This window comes from Desulfosporosinus sp. OT (assembly GCF_000224515.1).
Lineage (GTDB): Bacteria > Bacillota > Desulfitobacteriia > Desulfitobacteriales > Desulfitobacteriaceae > Desulfosporosinus.
In genome coordinates this window covers 21571-39827 of record NZ_AGAF01000218.1, presented here as the reverse complement: position 1 = coordinate 39827, position 18257 = coordinate 21571, and the positions used below count along the sequence as shown (strand labels likewise).

Genomic DNA, 18257 nt, shown 5'->3' with positions numbered 1-18257 from the left:
AGAAAACGATATTATTAGTTCTGTCTGGTATATGGCGGAGAAATATGGCGTTGATAGAAAGCATGCTTCCTATGTCGAAAAAATGTCCTTATCCTTGTTTGATAAAACCTGGAATTATCACCGCCTTGGGGATCAAGAGAAATTATATCTCCAAGTGGCTGCGATTCTTCATGATTCTGGCAATTATGTTAGTTTGAGTGAGCATGGTAACCATTCCTCAAATATTATTCGAACTCAAAGTATCATGGGATTCTCGGACAAAGAACTGGAGTTAATAGCCAATATCGCCAAATACCATACCACACGAATTCCTACTTACTCTGATCAAAGTTATTATGTCTTAAGCCATCATGAAAAGATTTTAGTGTCAAAATTATCTTCGATCTTAAAAATTGCTGAATCCATGGATATTTCCCACATGCAAAAAATTCGTGAGATTGAAGTGCTTGCTTCAACTGATGCTTTACAACTTAGACTGATTAGTAACAAAGATATTCTCTTAGAAAAGTGGGATATAATGAATAACGTCGAATTTTTCCAAGAAGTAATGGGTATTAGAATAAAGTTGAAAGGATAAGCGCAATTGAAGAATCATTGTTTTTCAGCCTTACATTTTTTTAATAGAGAGCTTAGCTGGCTAGAATTTAATGAAAGAGTTTTAGAAGAGGCTCAAGATATAAATAATCCTCTTTTTGAACGGTTGAAATTTCTTTCAATCGTGGGTTCTAATTTGGATGAGTTCTTTATGATTCGGGTAGCATCCTTACAGGGTATTGTCGAAGCCAACTACATAAAAATCGACCCTTCCGGTCTTACACCGAATGAACAAGTTGAAAGAATATCCGTTAGAACCCATAAACTAGTCTTCGACATGTACAATTGTTATAATCGTTCCTTAAAAAAGGCTCTCAAGAAAGCAGATATTCAATTTATTAAAACTAAGGATTTAAACAATATCCAACTCGATTTTATTCGAGAGTATTACACAAATAATGTTTTTCCAGTTCTAACCCCTATGGTTGTTAATAAGAATCAGCCTTTTCCTTTGATCCTAAATAAAACTTTAAATATTTCATTATTATTAGAGGATACCACTAACCCTGACAACCTACTATTTGGAACAATACAAGTTCCTTCAGTATTAAATCGACTAGTTGAAATTCCTTCCTTAGACTCAAAAAAATCCTTTATCCTTTTGGAGGAAATTATTAAATTAAATCTAACAACCTTATTTGATAATCACAACATCCTATCAACAGGGTGCTATCGCATTACTAGAAATGCCTTTTTAGATGTGGCTGAAGATGAATCAGAAGATCTTTTAACTGCTGTGCAATTATCCCTGAAGCAAAGAAAATGGGGTAGTGCAATTCGCCTAGAAATTGAACATGGTATCAATCCCATGATTCTTAGAATATTAGAAGAAGAATTAGAGATTTCTGCCGAAGCGGTATATAAAATCAGCGGGCCAATTGATCTAACATTTTTAATGAAATTAAGTGGGTTAAAGGGCTATGACTCTCTACGATACGAGCCCATCAAGCCAAACGTCTATAGCACCCTTTCTGACGAGGATAATATATTCCAATCAATTTCTAAACAAGATGTTTTATTGCATCATCCCTATGACTCCTTTGATATGATTGTCAATCTCGTCAAAGAAGCTGCCGAAGACCCTAATGTTCTGGCGATAAAACAAACACTTTATAGGGTAAGCGGTAATTCTCCTATTGTCGAAGCCTTAGCTCAGGCTGCTGACAACGGAAAACAGGTTACCGTTCTCTTAGAGTTAAAAGCGCGCTTTGATGAGCAAAATAATATTACTTGGGCAAAGAAACTTGAAACTGCAGGTTGCCATGTCATTTACGGACTTGTCGGACTAAAAACTCATTGTAAAATCTTATTAATTGTACGACGTGAAGATGGTGTAATTAAACGCTACGTCCACCTTGGAACAGGCAATTATAATGATGTTACCGCAAAATTATATACGGATTTGGGTTTATTAACAGCCAACCCTTATTTTGGAGCAGATGCTTCTGCTATTTTCAATACATTATCCGGTTGTTCCAGCCCATCTCATCTTTATAAAATGACACTTGCTCCAATTAGCCTGCGGAAAAAGTTTTTAGATTTAATACATAAAGAAACTGAATACGCAAGATTAGGAAAACAAGCTAGAATTATTGCTAAGCTGAATTCTTTGGTTGATACAGAAATAATAGAGGCCCTTTATAATGCCTCCTCCGCCGGAGTAACGATTGATTTGATTGTCCGTGGCATATGCTGCCTTCGCCCTAATATCCCCTTCATTAGCGAGCGCATTACGGTGAGAAGCATTGTAGGAAGGTTTCTGGAGCATAGTCGAATTTATTATTTTTATGGAGATGGTGAAGAGCTAATTTTCCTTTCCAGTGCCGATTTGATGAAACGAAATTTAAATAGAAGGGTTGAGCTTTTATTTCCGGTTGAGGATCCTAAGGCTCGCGAAAAAGTCATGAATGTCTTAAGCTTAGCCTTACAGGATACCTGTAAATCAAGAGTTTTAAATCTGGACGGCACCTACAATAAAATCGATAAAAGAGGAAAGGAAACGATCAATAGTCAGGAAATCTTTCTTAATCCTTACTTTGGCAAAACCGCTTCAGATGAAGTAGCGCTTTTTCGTTCAAAATTTGTACCGGTTATCTCATATGAAGAGATTGAATCGTAATTTTTTCAGGAAATAAGATACATTCCAAACAAGAAGCGTTTGGTATAATTCCGAGATCTAATTGGAGGTTTAATTATGCTAAAGAAAACTGCTGGTCGTTTAGATGAGCATGAGCTAACCCCTGAGATTACTGCGTTACCCGGAACTGAAAATGAGATTGCAACGCTTCCGGTAACTGAAACTGAACACGGAGCTTTACCCTTGATTGAAGCTGAAGTAGAAACCTCCTTGGACGAAGACGACAAGGAACACCATGCTATAAAAATCCTTGAGCTTAAGGTAGCAGAATTAGAAGATAAGTATCTTAAACTTCAAACAGAACTAAACATTCTTCTTAAGAATAAGAAAAAAAGAGGAGATAAAGGAAAAAAAGTTAAAGTCAAATGTAAATGCAAGGGTAAAATGGTTGATATCTCTAAATGCAAGTGCAAAAGTAAGAAACTGGCTAAAGAAGATTCTATAAAGAAGGGCAATTAGATTTTACTCTTTTTTAGAATCTCAAGAATCATTTGCTTCAATTTACAGTCCAATCTTTACTTTGTTGTATTATAAAGGAGTACTCAATGTTGAAAAACTTTACAATTAACTCCAATAACAAGATCAGTTTAAAGGATTTCAGTCCAACTGATACGGATCACTTAGAGAAGAAGGATGTTCAACAAGACTATACTAGATTACAAGAAAGGTTCATTGAACTTCAAGAAGTCTTCTATGCCTCTAAGAAATTTAGTCTACTCATAATATTACAGGGCATGGATTGTAGTGGTAAAGATGGCACTGTTAAAAAGGCACTTGCCGGTGTGAATCCGAGTGGATTTGTCGTTCAAAGCTTCAAGCAGCCAACCCCAGAGGAATTGGAGCATGACTACCTTTGGAGGGCCCACAAAGCAACGCCGCTAAAAGGCAATATAACAGTGTTTAACCGCTCATACTATGAAGATGTCCTCGTAACTCGAGTCCACGAAACGATCGATGATCAGACTGCCATGGCTAGATTTAAGGAAATAACAGCGTTTGAAAAATATCTTGTAAGTAATGGCACGATCATCTTAAAATTCTTTTTGCATATATCAAAAGAATTTCAGCAGAGAAAACTCCTCAACAGATTAGAGACGCCTGAAAAACACTGGAAGTTCTCTATGGCAGATCTTGCTGAGAGAAAGTTCTGGGATGAATATCAAAAATGTTATGATGATGTGCTTTCTAATTGTAGTACTGAACAAACACCTTGGTATGTCGTCCCTGCGGATCACAGATGGTTTAGAGACTACATTATTCTTCAGAAAATAGTAATGACATTAGAGAATCTGAAGCTGGAGTTCCCGAGAATTAACGGAACTATCGCACAGTTAATCAAAGAAGTTAAGGAATGTAATTAGTGATACGCTGCTAAGGATAATGGACAGGAACGATCCAGAAAGTATGGAACGGCAGTTATGCTTTCTGACTGATACAATAAGGGGAGTTGTATACCATTTTAGAAAATGTGTATATAACTCCCCTTAAAACCTATTTGTTTTCAACTTATTGACATTTCTTCAAAAACTGTTGGATCCGCCGAACTGCTTCCTGCAGAACGCTTTCATCTTGAACCATAGCTATACGTACATATCCTTCACCATAATCCCCAAAGGCCAGCCCTGGCACTACAATCACACCCGCTTCGCGAGCCAACTTAAAGGCAAAGGCAACGGAATCTTGCTTAGTAGGCACAGGTGCCCAGATAAACATTGAACCCTGTGGGTTTGGCATATTCCAACCAGCTGACGCACAACCCTCTATCAAGATATCCCGTCTTCGCTGATAGGCGTTCCGATTTTCTTCAATTGAGTCTTTTTCAGAGCTGAGCGCATAAGCTCCCGCTGTCAATACCGGGCGAAATACACCATAGTCAATATTCGATTTAACTTGAGAAAGATTTCTAATAACGTCAGCATTTCCTACTACGAACCCTAAACGCGCTCCCGCCAAATTATAGGTCTTGGAGACGGAGTGGAATTCAATGCCAACTTCTTTTGCCCCTTTAGCTTGTAAAAAGCTCACAGGCCTATAGCCTTCAAACGCCAATTCAGAATAAGCTGCATCGTGACAGATGAGCAGATCATATTCTTTCGCAAAGGCCACGACTTCTTCAAAAAATGAAAGTGGCGCCACAGCCGCGGTGGGGTTATTCGGATAATTTAAGAACATTAGCTTTGCTTTCCGGGCCAGATCAGGATTGATCTGCCGCAGATCTGGCAAAAATCCATTCTCCTCCAAAAGCGGCACGGCAACCTTCTCGCCGCCTGCCAACATTAGACCAGCTGTATAAATAGGATATCCTGGGTCCGGGATCAGGGCCAGATCGCCGGGGTCGATATATGCTAAATAAATATGGGCTAACCCATCCTGAGAACCCATGAGAGGCAAAACCTCTGTTTCGGGATTCAAGTCTACCCCAAAACGTTCTTGGTACCACTCAGCACAAGCTCTTCGAAAATCGTCTGTTCCACGAGTCAGAGTATATCCATATTGAGAATCATCAAGAACCGTTTGACTAAGAATCTTTCGAATTTCTAAGGCTGGTGCTCGGTCTGGACTTCCAATGCTAAGATTAATTAAATGTTTTCCTTCTTTTTCTAGTTCACGTTTCAAATTGTCCATTTCGCTAAAAACCGACGCTCCTAAACTGTCTAGACGTTTCGATGGTACTAGCATATCTCCACTCCATCCCCTAATGCTTAGTTGCTTATTGTTCTTTGCTTATTGTTCTTTTTAGAGGCACCTACCATGTACCATTATAATATACCATCTTCTTCTGCTAACCGCTTATCAAATCATAAAAATTTCATGATTTGAACATTTATTAATCCAGATTCTTTTTGAATTTCTTGGCTGCGATAGCCAACAGAATAATTGCAAACGCACATAAAGTTAGTGTGTCCCGCCAAAGGTACTCGATCCCCACACCTTTGAGGAAAATTCCTCGCACGATTTTCAGAAAATAAGTCAGAGGCAATAACCCACCCATGATTTGTAGCAGCTTGGGCATAGTTTCCCGGGGAAAAATAAAGCCCGACAAGAGGATAGAGGGCAAAATCAAGATGAACGTCATTTGCATCGCCTGTAGCTGAGTCTTAGCGACGCTAGAGATCAAGAGACCGATGGCTAGAATCGTAATCAGGAAAATAGTCGATAAAAGGATAAGGAGCGGAATGCTTCCGATCGGCATAACTCCGAACCAGAAAATCCCTGTAGCTAGAATCAGGGATAGGGAAACAAATCCGATAAATACAAAGGGAAGCAGCTTCCCTAAAAGCAATTCCAGGGAACGGATAGGAGTCACGACTAATTGCTCCATGGTGCCGCGTTCTTTTTCCCGCACAATGGAAAAGGAGGTCAACATGGCTATCACGTTTTGCAGGATCAAACCGATTAGAGCAGGAATGTTAAAGACCATGGATTTCATGTCCGGGTTGTACCAGACCCTAGTCTCAATATTAAGTGGCGTGCTTATACCTGTAGCAGTACCCATGGCGACGAGGCGTTCACTCTGAAGCTGCAATGATTTATCCAGTCCAAGCATTTGAAATGCGGTCATGACTGCCCGAGCTACCGTTGGATCAGATCCGTCGACTAAAACTTGAACGTTGGCCTGTTTGTCCCCTTGTAAATTTTTTCCGAAATCGGGAGGGATGATAACCGCTGCCCTGGCTTTACCGCTGTCCAAATACCCTTCAATCTGCGTATAACCTTCAACGAAATTATCAGGATCCAAGTATTGGGTATTACGCACAGAGGTAATAAAATCTCTACTATCGGCAGTTCGTGATTGATCCCAAACCACAGTTGGCAGATGCTCCACATCCGTATTCACCGCATAACCAAATAAGAGGAGCATCCCCAGCGGCATAGCAATAGCCATAACTAAGCTTGCGCGGTCACGACGGATGTGGATGAATTCTTTTTTCAAGACCGCAACAAAACGCACCCAGGAAAATCGCTGCATTAGCCTCGACCTCCTTTTTTAATCATACGGTTACGAGGGTCGTCTTGAGCTTCATGTTCGACATAATAGACAAAAAGATCGTCCAAATTATCTTTCGCTTCTTTTTTCTTCATATCATCGGGCGAACCAAAGGCAATTAAGCGCCCATAAAAGACAAAGCCCAAGTAATCACAACTTTCCGCTTCATCCATGTAGTGAGTACTCACCAAAACGGTCATTCCTTCTTTGGCTAGCTGATGGATCAAATCCCAGAAAACTCGTCGGGAAACTGGATCCACTCCGGCTGTCGGTTCATCAAGTACCAAGAGTTGTGGATTATGCAACAAAGCGCACGCCAAGGCCACCCTTTGCTTCCAGCCACCAGAAAGGGAAGAGACTAACTGAGCTGTTCGCTCTTGCAGGCCGATCCGTTCAATTACTTGCGTTTTCTGGGCCTGGGCTATTTTTCCCCGAAGATTGTATACCCCGGCATAAAAATCAATGTTCTCGTTAACTGTTAGGTCGTCATATAGGCTAAATTTTTGGGACATATAACCGATGCGCTGTTTGATTTCCTCTGGTTGAGTCAAGACGTCGAAACTAAGCACAGTAGCTTTACCCTCTGTAGGCATCAGAACTCCACACAACATGCGAATGATTGTTGTCTTTCCTGCACCGTTCGGTCCAACAAAACCCATAATCGCTCCATGAGGAAGTTGAAACGTTACCCCTTGAACCGCTGTATACGCCCCAAATCGTTTGACTAAGCCCTGGCAATCAATAGCCAGATTCATTTGCCTCACTCCTCTATTGCAGGGTTACGTCCGCTGGCATACCCGCTTTTATCTGGTCTTTACCTTCGGAAATACTAATTTTGACTGCATAGACAGTCGTCGTTCTTTCTTCTTTCGTCTGCACGTTCTTAGGAGTGAATTCCGCCTGGTCACTGACGTATTGAATTTGGCCTTTGAACTTTTTATCAGGGTAAGAATCCACAGCGATAAAAGCGGTCCTCCCCACTTTTGCCTGATTCAACTTGGCTTCTGGAATATAGATCTTAATCCACAAGTCATTAGGGTCAAGGATAGTGACTAGCGAAGTACCAGGATTGACTACTTGACCTGACTCAACATGTTTATAGAGAACCTGCCCGCTGGCCGGGCTCTTTATGGTTAGTTTACTGATACTAAGTTCAGCTGCTTTCACAGACTGAGCTGTGATATCTACGGCCGCTTTCTGGGCCTGGATCGTTGGTTGGGTACTACCCGCCTGAGCTTGGTCCAAGCTAGCCTGAGCAGCCTTAACGTTGGCTTGGGCACCCTCATACTGAGCTTTGAGTGTGTCACGTTTATTTTGCTGGGCATCTAGAATCTGTTTACTAATTGCACCACTCTCGTAGAGTTTTTGATCACTTGCCAGGTTATTCTCTTCAAACTGTAGATTCTGGCCCACACCAGCTGCATTGGCATTTGCCTGGGCCAACAGGTCCTCAAGACGTCGGATTTCTTCCGCGCGCGCCCCTCCCAAAAGGTCGTTAAGTTTGGCTTGGGCCTGGGCCTGTTGGCTTTTCGCTGTATCTAACGAAATTTTAACCTGACTATCGTCTAGCTTAGCAATAATGTCGCCCGTTTTAATGGCCTGTCCTTCATGAATCGGTAGGTCGACGATCCTCCCTCCGAGCTCCGGCTGTACAGGAAGTTCTGTTCCTTCGATCGTTCCGGAATAAGTGTTTGTGTCAACAGGGCGATTAAAGTACCGATTACCCAAGACAGCTAGGCTTATAAGGACAAGAACAATAGCGATGGGTACAATTTTCTTTCTCATGGTTTCTCCTCCTGCTCTTTTTCGTGGATCGTGGTTCGTGGTTCGAATAACGAAGATCTAACCGAGTTTCATAATTGTTTGATCGTACAACGAATATCTAATATCGAACATCGACTTGGGCTCCCCTCAAGAAAAGGTCCACGATCGCTTTGAGTTCTTGCCGATTGTCGTGGTCTTGCTCACGTTCCGGAAATAAAGAACGCGACACAAAATAAGCGGCAGCTGCTCCCACTATAGTACGCATCATTGTCCAAACATCCAGGTCATCGCGCAATTCACCTTTACTTTGACGCTGCTTTAAAAATGCTAGAAAAGATTCCTGAACCTTTTTCACCACATTGTTGAGTAAGACATCTCTGAGCTCGGGGTGAAAATTAGCTTCAATGATGACGATACGAAGTACAGGCCATAAGGCGGTAATATGCTTTTGTCGATCTTCGATAACGAGCATGAGTACGTCTTCAATGGGTAAATTATCATATTGCAATACGAGGTCATGTAGGGAATTTGCCGCTCCTGGACCAATGAAATTTTGCATCAGTGGAATTAGCGTAGCCAACAAGATCTCTTTCTTAGTTTTAAAGTGACGAAAGATGGTTCCTTCCGCCACCCCTGCCACCCTAGCAATCTCACTGGTGGTAGAGGCACTGTATCCTTTTTCGGTGAAAACTGTAAGGGCAGCTTTAAGTATTTTCCATTGTTTGTCCGTTAATTCTTCATAGAGTTGTTCATCGCCCGTCCATGAATGCTGAAAAATGGGTACGTGATCAGACATAATTTAACCCCTCATTTTACGTTTTTTTTTTTTTTTTAAAAGTCTTTAACAGACTTATATATCAGTCAATTATACCAGAGTATTGCCTAAAAATAAATGAGTGTATTTTACTACAATATGAGTATTTACTCATATTGTAGACCTTTAGACCCTTAGATTCTAGGTTTTTGAACACATAAAAAAAACCGAATCCCTATAATGATCAGGTTCGAACTCTATTATTAATATGTCTCCATTTCTATGAATTCATTTCTAGACCAAATGAATGACGCAAAATATCAGGACGCAAAGATCCTGCCTGCCAAGAGCGTCCGCTGTGTAAATTACATAGCCAGACTTCTGCTGGGCTAAACAAAAGGGGATCAATATCGTAAAAATTCCCATAATCCTTATACACTTCTTTGAAAGGTCGCCCATATTCCCTGGACGCACATGATGGGACCTGCTTGACCAGAGAGTCTAAGTTTTCTTCATCTCGAAGGTTATATAGTACGGTGGAACCATAAAGGATCGCATCATTCGTCCGCCCTAAGGCGCTAAGATTATCACACGCTACTGGAGGAACCGGACAAATCCCCCAACCTGAAACAATTTTTCCCAGATTGTAGCCCAGTCCCATAAGTTTTGATAGGCCAGTTTCCAAAGCACGTGCGGCTATCTGAACTGAACCCACGTGGGAGACAGTCGGGGCTACCAAGATATAGAGATTCTTTGGATCACAGTGGCACTCTTCTAAGAGATACTGGATTACCTCCTTTGAAGGAAGTTCCTCACTTTCTAAACAAAGGACTGCTCTCTCAGAATGATCCTCATATCCTAAAATTTCAAACAGGCTACCTTCGTGAACAATGGCACGTCCAGGACCGGAACCCATCGCTAATAGTTCCCCATTTTTAATTGGCCAGCCTGCAAATTGAGACGCCATGCAGGCTCGGATCGGATGATCAGTGACTACTTCAACCGCAGGCCAGCGAAACCCACTAAAATCGGACCAATGAAGTCTAACCTGAGCCAGCCCACCAAGGCAGATAGAAGCGAATAGAAGACCTGCTTCCCAGCCGCCTGGAACATTAACACCGCAGTCGATCACTGTCACCTCATTTTGTTTGTAGGCCTTAATCTGAAGTAGTTCGCTCCTGGCGATGAATTCTTCAACCAACGGGAAAGCTTGACAGTTTGGACTTAGTTCAGGTAGTTGGCTAAGTGGCAAAAGCATATATTCCTCTTCTCTCTGCAAATATTCCTGAATTTCTTTTTCAGTATACCCCAAACTGACCGAGGCTTATTATAGTTCCGAAGGAGATATATTGTGCACCCACCTTTCACTTTATACATGTTGAGTGCAAAAATTAAGGACGCGGCGCCCATAACATGATAAAAACACCCACCAAACATACTACAGCGCCTATCCAATCATAGGTATCGGGGATTTTCTTATCAATTCCCCATCCCCATAAAATTGCCAAGAATATAAAAACGCCTCCATAAGCAGCATAGGTTCTGCCAAAGCTCGGGAACTTTTGTAGGGTCGGTATGATACCGTAGAGAACAAGGATCAATCCCCCTAACACTCCATACCAAAATGATCGTGCTTGTCTTAGCCAAAGCCATATTAAATACCCTCCTCCTATTTCAGCTAAACCAGCGAGAATAAATAGGAATATTGCATTAACCATAAGTTTCCTCTCCTTTTGATCAAAACTAGTGCTAAAATATATCCATCATATCATATATAAATTGTCATATTAATAGATGTCAGAATTCTTATACAATTGTTCTCGTTAACTTTGCTATTCGGAAGAATCATGGAAGTATATGTAAGCTTGTACCTATAAAGATACATATCCTTACAAGTAAATAGTGCTATTATATATCTTTAAAGGCATACGGCTATCTTCATGTATACAATGTTTTTGAAAAATGCAACTAGACGTATGAGCAAATAATCCGTATAATAACCGTAATGAGCAACGGCGCTCTCGAATTTTTTTCGAGAGCGCCTTATTTCATTCAAGCAATGGCGCTTGGGCAGAGATGTCCAAGCGCTTTGTGTATTTAGAGGAGGTGATTCTTATGAACATAAAGAAAACTTGGCCGGCGCCCGAAGACACTGTCTTCGCACGTGTTAACCTTCTTGTTAGCCTTGGCGAAAGCGGCTGCCCTAGTTGCACTTATGCTTCCAGAAAGTATGAAACAAAAAGTTATACTTTCTGACTAGTATAAAGAAGGCCCTACTTGGCGCGGACATCTACGCAGGGCCTATTTACGGGATTAGGAGTCAGTCGTAAATGACAGCTATACCTCATCTTTGAGCCAACTTAGAATGAATAATATCGTTAGGAAGGAGTGAAGCTATTAAATAACTATGTTCTTATACCAAAACCCCAAGCATATCCCAAATCAAATTTAATCCAATCAGAGGGAGGAGAATAATTTAATGAAAAATTTTAAAAAATTGCTTTTAAATAAAGCAACAATACTCGGAATTATTACACTTATACTTTTAGCCATCCCTTCAGTAGCCCTAGCCGATGGGCCTACCGTTGAAAGCAATGCGGTAGCTATAGACACAGTTTGGACCTTAATTTGTGGCTTTCTGGTTTTCTTTATGCAAGCAGGTTTTGCCATGGTGGAAACAGGATTTACCCGAGCTAAAAATGCCGGTAACATTATTATGAAGAACTTAATGGACTTTGCAGTAGGTTCTTTAATCTACTGGGCTGTAGGATTTGCAATTATGTTCGGTGTTGATAAAGCCGGACTGTTCGGAACCACTGGTTTTGGATTTACCGGTACCTTCGATCATTTAGGTTTATCCATTCCCCTCTTGGCCTTCTTACTTTTCCAAACTGTCTTTGCGGCTACTGCAGCAACTATTGTTTCCGGAGCCATGGCCGAGAGAACAAAGTTCGCCTCTTATATCATCTACAGTGTCGTGATTAGTGCGGTGATTTACCCTGTAGTCGGTCACTGGATTTGGGGCGGTGGCTGGTTACAACAACGCGGTATGATTGATTTCGCTGGTTCCACCGTTGTGCACTCGGTTGGCGGCTGGGCAGCTCTCATCGGTGCCTTACTCATCGGACCTCGTATTGGCAAGTACTCCAAAGACGGTAAGGCTACTGCTATCCCTGGTCATAATATTACCCTCGGTGCTTTAGGGGTATTCATTCTCTGGTTTGGATGGTTCGGGTTTAATCCAGGCAGTACCTTATCCGGCACCACCCCTGACATCGGTAAAATCGCAGTAACTACTAACCTAGCTGCGGCTGCTGGTGCAACTATGACTATGATCTTTACCTGGCTGAAGTATAAAAAGCCGGATGTATCCCTTACTCTAAATGGCGCATTGGCAGGGCTGGTGGCTATCACTGCTGGTTGTAACGCTGTCAATCCGGTCGGGTCAGCTATAATTGGTGCATTAGCCGGAATCTTGGTTGTCCTCTCTGTTGAGTTCTTTGACAATGTGCTCAAAATTGATGACCCTGTCGGTGCTATTTCTGTCCACGGTGTTTGCGGTTCCTTTGGCACTATCATGGTCGGCTTCTTTGCAGTGGACGGCGGAGTGGTGTATGGTGGTGGAACCTCCTTGCTCATTACCCAGCTCATTGGCGTAGCCTCAGTGTTTGCCTGGACAGCTTGTACCGCCCTCATTCTATTCGGAATCATTAAAGCAACTATCGGACTACGGGTAAGCAAGGAAGAAGAATTAATTGGTCTGGATATTGGCGAACATGGCATGGAGGCCTATGCCGGATTTGAAATGAAGGCTCCTTCAATCAACTTATAAAGAAAACCCGGCTTCGCCGAGCCTTGGCGAAAGCGAAACCGTTGGTTGCACTTATGCTACAGACGAAGACACTGTCTTCGCACGTATTAGCCTTCTTGCAGTATGTAACGAAGTTATACTTTCTGATAAGTATAAAAAAGGTTTCGCCAATGTTCAATATTCAGTATAATAAGTGTATAGATAGGAAGGGAGATTTTCTATGAAGAAAATTGAAGCAATTATCCGACCTGGCAAGTTAGATGAGATCAAAGATGCTTTGGCGGCTGCCGATATCTTAGGTATTACCGTTACTCATGTACTTGGCTTTGGTCGGCAAAAAGGCTATACTCAAATCTACCGGGGGCAAGAGGTCACCACCCATTTGTTACCTAAAATTAAACTTGAAATCGTTACCGGAGATGCAAAAGTGGAAGAGGTTATCGGAATTATCGTTAAAGCTGCGCGCACCGGTCAGGTTGGCGATGGCAAAATATTTGTCCAAAGCGTGGATGAAGTTGTACGTATTCGTACTGGTGATCAAGGTGAAGAAGCTATCTAGCTCATGGTACAAGGTTAGGGAGCGGCTGATTATTTACTGGTTAAATAATCAGCTGTTCCAATTTCTCTAGATCGGAGGCAACATTGTGATACTTAACGCACCTGTAATCATAACCATCGTAATCTTTTTTTTGACCTACGGACTTATAATCAGCGAAAAGATTAACCGAACTGTCGTTGCCTTAATTGGAGCAAGCTTAATTCTTTTTGCTAATGTAATTAATCAAGAACAAGCCATTCAATACATAGATTTTAATACTATTGGACTGCTGATTGGCATGATGATCATCGTCGGGATAACTCGCCGTACAGGAGTTTTTGAATATATGGCAATCAAAGCTGCCAAGTTAGCTAAAGGTGATCCATTATTAATAATGGTGGCCCTAGCTGCAGTAACTGCAATAACCTCGGCTTTGCTTGATAATGTAACGACTGTATTACTGATTGTACCAGTAACTTTTTCAATTTGTTATGAACTTGAAATAGATCCTGTCCCGTTCTTAATTAGTCAAATCATTGCATCAAATATCGGAGGTACTGCCACTTTAATAGGAGATCCTCCGAATATTATGATTGGTAGTGCTACCGGATTAAGTTTTATGGATTTCGTCAGTAATCTCATCGTACCGATATTAATTATATTTATAGTGACAATGTTAATCTTACGATTTGTTTATCGCAAAGACTTAGTAACTTCGGAACTTTCCAAGTCTCGAATCATGGAGCTACATGAGATTGAAGCGATTAAGGATTACGCCTTATTAAAAAAGTCTTTGTTGGCACTAGCCCTGACAATCCTGGGTTTTATTATTCATAACATGCTTCACTTGGAACCAGCAACTGTTGCCTTAGGCGGAGCCACCTTATTAATGTTTATTTCGAAAGAAGAACCTGAAGATATCCTGCTGGCAGTAGAATGGCCTACTCTTTTCTTTTTTGCAGGTTTATTTATAATCGTTGGCGCTCTAGACCATGTTGGAGTCATAGAATGGGTAGCCAGAGAATCTATCGAAGCTACAGGCGGAGCACTCGTTGCGACGTCAATGTTAATACTATGGTTATCAGCTATTGCCTCTTCCTTTATCGATAATATTCCCTTCGTAGCTACGATGATTCCGCTAATCCAAAAGATGGGACAAATCGGAGGAATTGAAAACTTAAGACCTTTTTGGTGGGCCTTGTCTTTAGGAGCTTGTCTTGGTGGTAATGGAACACTAATTGGGGCTTCCGCCAATGTCATTGTAGCGGGACTGGCTGAGAAGAATGGAATCGTGATTACTTTTAGAGGCTTTATGAAGATCGCCTTTCCTTTGATGATTCTATCAATCATCATTTCCTCAGTATATATTTTTCTTGCTTACATGATTTAGTTGAATACGTTATGAGCATGAACTTAGTAAATTAAAATATTGAGGAATATTGCGTAACGATCAAATATAGCTCTTAACTACGATATAACTTATGATACCTCCCATTTATGAGCTATTTTATATAGTGACAAATTACAATTTGAAAGGTATTATTTTAAGCAGGACTTAAAGTTAATCAATCGGCAATGGAGCCGTCAAGATGTCTAACGATATCTGGCGGCTTTTATAATTTCATAACCGGGCACCAAATCGATAGCTGATTTGGAGCGGTCAAGTGTTTTAGTGAGCCCTTAATTATTAAAAATTAAGGGCTCACTTTGTGTTTTTTTAAACAAATATAGAAGGAGTTGATTTTATGGTTTTAAAACAAAAACATTTATTTCATTTATTTACAGATCCTCATAGACAATATGAAGGAAAAGGCACTGCCAGGATCCATTGTGAAGGCACGATAAATTTAAAAGAAACGACCGACTATGCTCAAACCGACGATAGTATCTTAGGCACGGAAATGATTAATGTTTGCCTTGATGACCCTTCTAAAGCTGTTGCCTTTAGTAAGTTGTTTTCATTTTCGATTGCTGAATTTGATAAAGCAAATGGTATTAATTCCGAGATTTCGAACAAACTCCTTGAAATTACAGAGCTATTGGGAGAGGATCTGTGTAGTTGGTGTTTAAAAAACTACACAGGTCTTGCAGGTCTAATATCAGTTTTGAATTCCTATGTAGACACTTATGAGGATGCCAAAAAAAATAGGACTGAGCTTAATCAGCTTATTAACTCTCTAGCCTTTAATAATTATGAAGCAAGAATTACTCCCTTGATCTCAGCATTTGGAGTGAAAGATGAGACAAGTGGGCTAATGAAACTGTTTGAAAGGACCCATATATACCAGGTCAGAGATCTATTAAACATATTAACTCTGACAATAGACCAAAAGGACATCCCACAACTAATTAAGGTCGTAAAATGGTTGAGTAAAGACAGGAAGAACCTATTGAGAGAAGAGCTACACAACTTGTCTAAAAACGAACGAGATGAAGGAATACTTAGAAAACGTGCCCAGGGAGCAACACTTGAACAAACAAGTATCGCCTATGAACTTACCCATGAAGGAGTACGTCAAATAGAGAAGAAATTTCTAGGACGCTTCGATCGTTATATTACTAGGACGATGCCTCATTATATACTTTATGCCTTTAGCAAAAATGCCGGGTATATCTCTCTTGATGATATAACCGAACTGCTAGGCAGTTTATCCGATATATTTATATATTCTCTAAAAAAAAGTAACTGCTCCACAGCACATTGGTCTGACGAACTTAATGGCTTCATCATCGGAGACCAGAAATGGTATGAATTAATAATCGAATTGAAAGAGGGCTTGCCTGAGATACTCAATTCTGAATCGGTGGATGAATTGATAGCCAATGTTTTGGGTAATTTCACCTTTGCTCTGTCAATGGACGATGCTAGACGACTCGTTCTAGTCGACTATCGCCTAATCGGTAAAGTTTATCTGAAGAAAAGAGCAAGCCTTTCACGAATGTACTATGCCGTGCTTGAAAGGTACTATCCTGATGGGATCAAACTATACGACGATTCTGAATCAATTCGTTTTCGCAATTATGTGCGTGAGTTGTTTGGTGATGTTCGTCTGCCCGAGAACAACCGAGCAATTGATGTAAGGTTGACTGAACTGACGATATTATGTGATAGAGGAAAACGAATACTGCCCAGTGGCATCAAGATTAGCAAAGAGTTACTGAAAAAAATCCACGAAGCAATTATCGACATTGACCGAAATATAATTAAGTTCCAGGATATATTTGAAAGATTTAAAAACGAACTTATCGAAACCAGCAATATTACCAACAAATATTTTTTGCAGGGCGTTCTAAGGCATAATTATTCCAATGAGTTTGATTTTACTCGTTATACATTGAAGAAAAGAGTTAAGTTGTTCACGGCGGCCAACAGAATTAGTTCTGAGAGATGGCAGAAACTTCCCTCTTGTCTAAAAACGTAGCCAAGAGCAACTATACTTCTAACCCCATGTCTACGATCATTTGGATATCTTCAGCAACGGTACGCCCGGAAGTGGTTAAATAACTACCTACCAAAGTAGCATTGATTCCCGCCAAATAGCCTAAAGCCTGCACGCAGGGCATTTTCGCGACCACCTGCGAAGCGCAACTTTGCTTCTGGCAAAATAAATCGATAGATGGCAATCGTTTGTAATATTTCCAAAGCTGGTAAAACACTCTGATTCTCCAGTACCGTTCCTTTGATGGGATTAAGAATATTTATGGGGACTGACTGAACCTTCAAGTCTCTCAAGGTAAAGGCCATCTCAAAGCGCTGACCCATAGTTTCACCCAACGAAATAATTCCGCCGCAACAGACCTCCAAATTGGCAGCCTGGCAAGCTTTTATAGTGTTGATGCGATCTTGATAGCTATGAGTTGTACATATCTGAGGAAAATAGCTTTCTGATGTTTCCAGATTATGATGATACATGGTTACACCAGCTTCCGTTAAGCTTCGGGCCATATTTACGGTAATTATTCCTAAGGATGCACAAAGTTTTAGGTTCGTTTCTCGGGCTAAGCGGCGGTAAATGGCTAAGGCTTTAGGAAAATCCCCTTCATTTATTCCCCGGCCGCTTGTCACCAAGGAAAACCGCTCAGCTCCTTCCCTTTCCATTTGCAGTGCTCGTTGCAATATTGAGTCTTCATCCAACAAATCATAAACGTCCACTTCTGTCTGATGATGCACTGATTGGGCACAAAATTTACAGTCTTCTGAACACCGACCAGATTTAGCATTAATATAGCGCACAGCTCTACCTTTTTGCCAACTCGTAAATCACGAATCCTGCTAGCAGCAGTAAAAAGCCGATACAGATCAGGCCCGTCCAACTCTGCCAAATCTTGGGCCTCTGCTTGGGTAATTTCCAGACCAGCCAAAACCTTTTCTTCTAACCGGTTAATCACGTCAACCTTATTCATGGGCTCTCCTTTTCAGTAACGTTTTTAATAGCCTGCACCCCACTGTAAACCACATAAAGCAGGGGCGCACTTTAAATTTGTGTCATTGTGACCTTATTGTCAACCCATAGTCTTTTCGGGGTTTACAATTTATCAATGTGTAAAAGCCCTTTGTTTTCGGTGAACGACTTCCCTCGTTCTTAGGTAAAATAATAAACATTTTAGCTACATCTAAAAAAGGTATTTCAAAGAAAAAATAGAAATACAAAAGGAAGAAACAACCAAATA

Annotated in this window: 19 protein-coding genes; 9 read left to right on the top strand and 10 right to left on the bottom strand. The window is 40.9% G+C overall.

Features of this window, described 5'->3' with window-relative positions; genetic code table 11:
* From DOT_RS20450 to DOT_RS20435, 4 genes are all read left to right on the top strand, one after another.
* On the top strand, positions 1-577 hold a 577-nt coding region (locus tag DOT_RS20450; RefSeq protein ID WP_009623020.1), incomplete at its 5' end, for an HD domain-containing protein.
* A 6-nt stretch (positions 578-583) separates the two neighbouring features.
* Positions 584-2713 (top strand): RNA degradosome polyphosphate kinase, encoded by a 2130-nt coding sequence (locus DOT_RS20445; RefSeq protein WP_009623018.1) that lies wholly within the window; start codon positions 584-586, stop codon positions 2711-2713.
* Between the two features lie 75 nt (positions 2714-2788).
* Complete coding sequence (locus DOT_RS20440; RefSeq protein WP_009623016.1) at positions 2789-3190, top strand: hypothetical protein; 402 nt, start codon at positions 2789-2791, stop codon at positions 3188-3190.
* Positions 3191-3276: 86 nt separating this feature from the next.
* Positions 3277-4092: a PPK2 family polyphosphate kinase gene (locus DOT_RS20435; protein WP_009623014.1), complete on the top strand. Its 816-nt coding sequence runs from the start codon at positions 3277-3279 to the stop codon at positions 4090-4092.
* 145 nt (positions 4093-4237) lie between these two features.
* On the opposite strand, the gene DOT_RS20430 is transcribed toward DOT_RS20435, so the two are convergent.
* The 7 genes from DOT_RS20430 to DOT_RS20400 form a co-directional block, all read right to left on the bottom strand.
* Positions 4238-5410: an aminotransferase class I/II-fold pyridoxal phosphate-dependent enzyme gene (locus tag DOT_RS20430; RefSeq protein ID WP_009623012.1), complete on the bottom strand. Its 1173-nt coding sequence runs from the start codon at positions 5408-5410 to the stop codon at positions 4238-4240.
* Between the two features lie 148 nt (positions 5411-5558).
* Positions 5559-6701, bottom strand: a complete 1143-nt coding sequence (locus DOT_RS20425; protein ID WP_009623010.1) for an ABC transporter permease — start codon at positions 6699-6701, stop codon at positions 5559-5561.
* Positions 6701-7474 carry an ABC transporter ATP-binding protein gene (locus DOT_RS20420; protein ID WP_009623008.1) on the bottom strand — a complete coding sequence of 258 codons (774 nt, stop codon included), beginning with the start codon at positions 7472-7474 and terminating at the stop codon, positions 6701-6703. The genes DOT_RS20425 and DOT_RS20420 overlap by 1 nt, the downstream gene beginning before the upstream one ends.
* A gap of 13 nt (positions 7475-7487) precedes the next feature.
* On the bottom strand, positions 7488-8504 hold the full coding sequence (locus tag DOT_RS20415) for an efflux RND transporter periplasmic adaptor subunit (RefSeq protein ID WP_009623007.1): 1017 nt from the start codon (positions 8502-8504) through the stop codon (positions 7488-7490).
* A 97-nt stretch (positions 8505-8601) separates the two neighbouring features.
* Positions 8602-9279, bottom strand: a complete 678-nt coding sequence (locus DOT_RS20410) for a TetR/AcrR family transcriptional regulator (RefSeq protein ID WP_009623005.1) — start codon at positions 9277-9279, stop codon at positions 8602-8604.
* A 238-nt stretch (positions 9280-9517) separates the two neighbouring features.
* Positions 9518-10549, bottom strand: coding sequence for a methenyltetrahydromethanopterin cyclohydrolase (gene mch, locus DOT_RS20405; RefSeq protein ID WP_242833879.1), 1032 nt, complete (start codon positions 10547-10549; stop codon positions 9518-9520).
* Positions 10550-10628: 79 nt separating this feature from the next.
* Positions 10629-10955, bottom strand: coding sequence for a YnfA family protein (locus DOT_RS20400; RefSeq protein WP_009623001.1), 327 nt, complete (start codon positions 10953-10955; stop codon positions 10629-10631).
* A 397-nt stretch (positions 10956-11352) separates the two neighbouring features.
* Here DOT_RS20400 and DOT_RS30705 point away from each other — a divergent pair, with 397 nt between their 5' ends.
* From DOT_RS30705 to DOT_RS20380, 5 genes are all read left to right on the top strand, one after another.
* Entirely contained in the window at positions 11353-11493 is a 141-nt protein-coding gene (locus DOT_RS30705; protein ID WP_009622994.1) for a hypothetical protein, read from the top strand.
* 223 nt (positions 11494-11716) lie between these two features.
* Positions 11717-13069, top strand: a complete 1353-nt coding sequence (locus DOT_RS20395) for an ammonium transporter (protein WP_009622992.1) — start codon at positions 11717-11719, stop codon at positions 13067-13069.
* Positions 13070-13268: 199 nt separating this feature from the next.
* Positions 13269-13607, top strand: a complete 339-nt coding sequence (locus tag DOT_RS20390) for a P-II family nitrogen regulator (protein WP_009622990.1) — start codon at positions 13269-13271, stop codon at positions 13605-13607.
* Between the two features lie 85 nt (positions 13608-13692).
* The gene (locus DOT_RS20385; RefSeq protein ID WP_009622988.1) at positions 13693-14976 is read left to right on the top strand and encodes an ArsB/NhaD family transporter; all 1284 of its coding nucleotides are present in this window, start codon (positions 13693-13695) and stop codon (positions 14974-14976) included.
* Between the two features lie 355 nt (positions 14977-15331).
* On the top strand, positions 15332-17008 hold the full coding sequence (locus tag DOT_RS20380) for a hypothetical protein (protein ID WP_009622986.1): 1677 nt from the start codon (positions 15332-15334) through the stop codon (positions 17006-17008).
* A 10-nt stretch (positions 17009-17018) separates the two neighbouring features.
* Here DOT_RS20380 and DOT_RS32510 read toward each other — a convergent pair whose 3' ends face one another.
* Genes DOT_RS32510 through DOT_RS32045 form a run of 3 tightly spaced genes read right to left on the bottom strand, consistent with a single transcriptional unit; the run spans position 17019 to position 17990 of the window.
* Entirely contained in the window at positions 17019-17150 is a 132-nt protein-coding gene (locus DOT_RS32510) for a hypothetical protein (protein ID WP_282433479.1), read from the bottom strand.
* The gene (bioB, locus tag DOT_RS20375) at positions 17092-17757 is read right to left on the bottom strand and encodes a biotin synthase BioB (RefSeq protein WP_282433478.1); all 666 of its coding nucleotides are present in this window, start codon (positions 17755-17757) and stop codon (positions 17092-17094) included. Before bioB ends, DOT_RS32510 begins: the two co-directional genes overlap by 59 nt.
* Positions 17649-17990, bottom strand: coding sequence for a hypothetical protein (locus DOT_RS32045; RefSeq protein WP_009622981.1), 342 nt, complete (start codon positions 17988-17990; stop codon positions 17649-17651). The genes bioB and DOT_RS32045 overlap by 109 nt, the downstream gene beginning before the upstream one ends.
* Positions 17991-18257 lie beyond the last annotated feature (267 nt).

What these genes read in the sequence shown, in the direction of transcription:
- DOT_RS20440 (WP_009623016.1), top strand. Translation starts at nt 2,789, where the DNA reads ATGCTAAAGAAAACTGCTGGTCGTTTAGATGAGCATGAGCTAACCCCT.
- DOT_RS20435 (WP_009623014.1), top strand. Translation starts at nt 3,277, where the DNA reads ATGTTGAAAAACTTTACAATTAACTCCAATAACAAGATCAGTTTAAAG.
- DOT_RS20430 (WP_009623012.1), bottom strand. Translation starts at nt 5,410, where the DNA reads ATGCTAGTACCATCGAAACGTCTAGACAGTTTAGGAGCGTCGGTTTTT.
- DOT_RS20425 (WP_009623010.1), bottom strand. Translation starts at nt 6,701, where the DNA reads ATGCAGCGATTTTCCTGGGTGCGTTTTGTTGCGGTCTTGAAAAAAGAA.
- DOT_RS20420 (WP_009623008.1), bottom strand. Translation starts at nt 7,474, where the DNA reads ATGAATCTGGCTATTGATTGCCAGGGCTTAGTCAAACGATTTGGGGCG.
- DOT_RS20415 (WP_009623007.1), bottom strand. Translation starts at nt 8,504, where the DNA reads ATGAGAAAGAAAATTGTACCCATCGCTATTGTTCTTGTCCTTATAAGC.
- DOT_RS20410 (WP_009623005.1), bottom strand. Translation starts at nt 9,279, where the DNA reads ATGTCTGATCACGTACCCATTTTTCAGCATTCATGGACGGGCGATGAA.
- DOT_RS20400 (WP_009623001.1), bottom strand. Translation starts at nt 10,955, where the DNA reads ATGGTTAATGCAATATTCCTATTTATTCTCGCTGGTTTAGCTGAAATA.
- DOT_RS30705 (WP_009622994.1), top strand. Translation starts at nt 11,353, where the DNA reads ATGAACATAAAGAAAACTTGGCCGGCGCCCGAAGACACTGTCTTCGCA.
- DOT_RS20395 (WP_009622992.1), top strand. Translation starts at nt 11,717, where the DNA reads ATGAAAAATTTTAAAAAATTGCTTTTAAATAAAGCAACAATACTCGGA.
- DOT_RS20390 (WP_009622990.1), top strand. Translation starts at nt 13,269, where the DNA reads ATGAAGAAAATTGAAGCAATTATCCGACCTGGCAAGTTAGATGAGATC.
- DOT_RS20380 (WP_009622986.1), top strand. Translation starts at nt 15,332, where the DNA reads ATGGTTTTAAAACAAAAACATTTATTTCATTTATTTACAGATCCTCAT.
- DOT_RS32510 (WP_282433479.1), bottom strand. Translation starts at nt 17,150, where the DNA reads ATGCCCTGCGTGCAGGCTTTAGGCTATTTGGCGGGAATCAATGCTACT.
- DOT_RS32045 (WP_009622981.1), bottom strand. Translation starts at nt 17,990, where the DNA reads ATGAATAAGGTTGACGTGATTAACCGGTTAGAAGAAAAGGTTTTGGCT.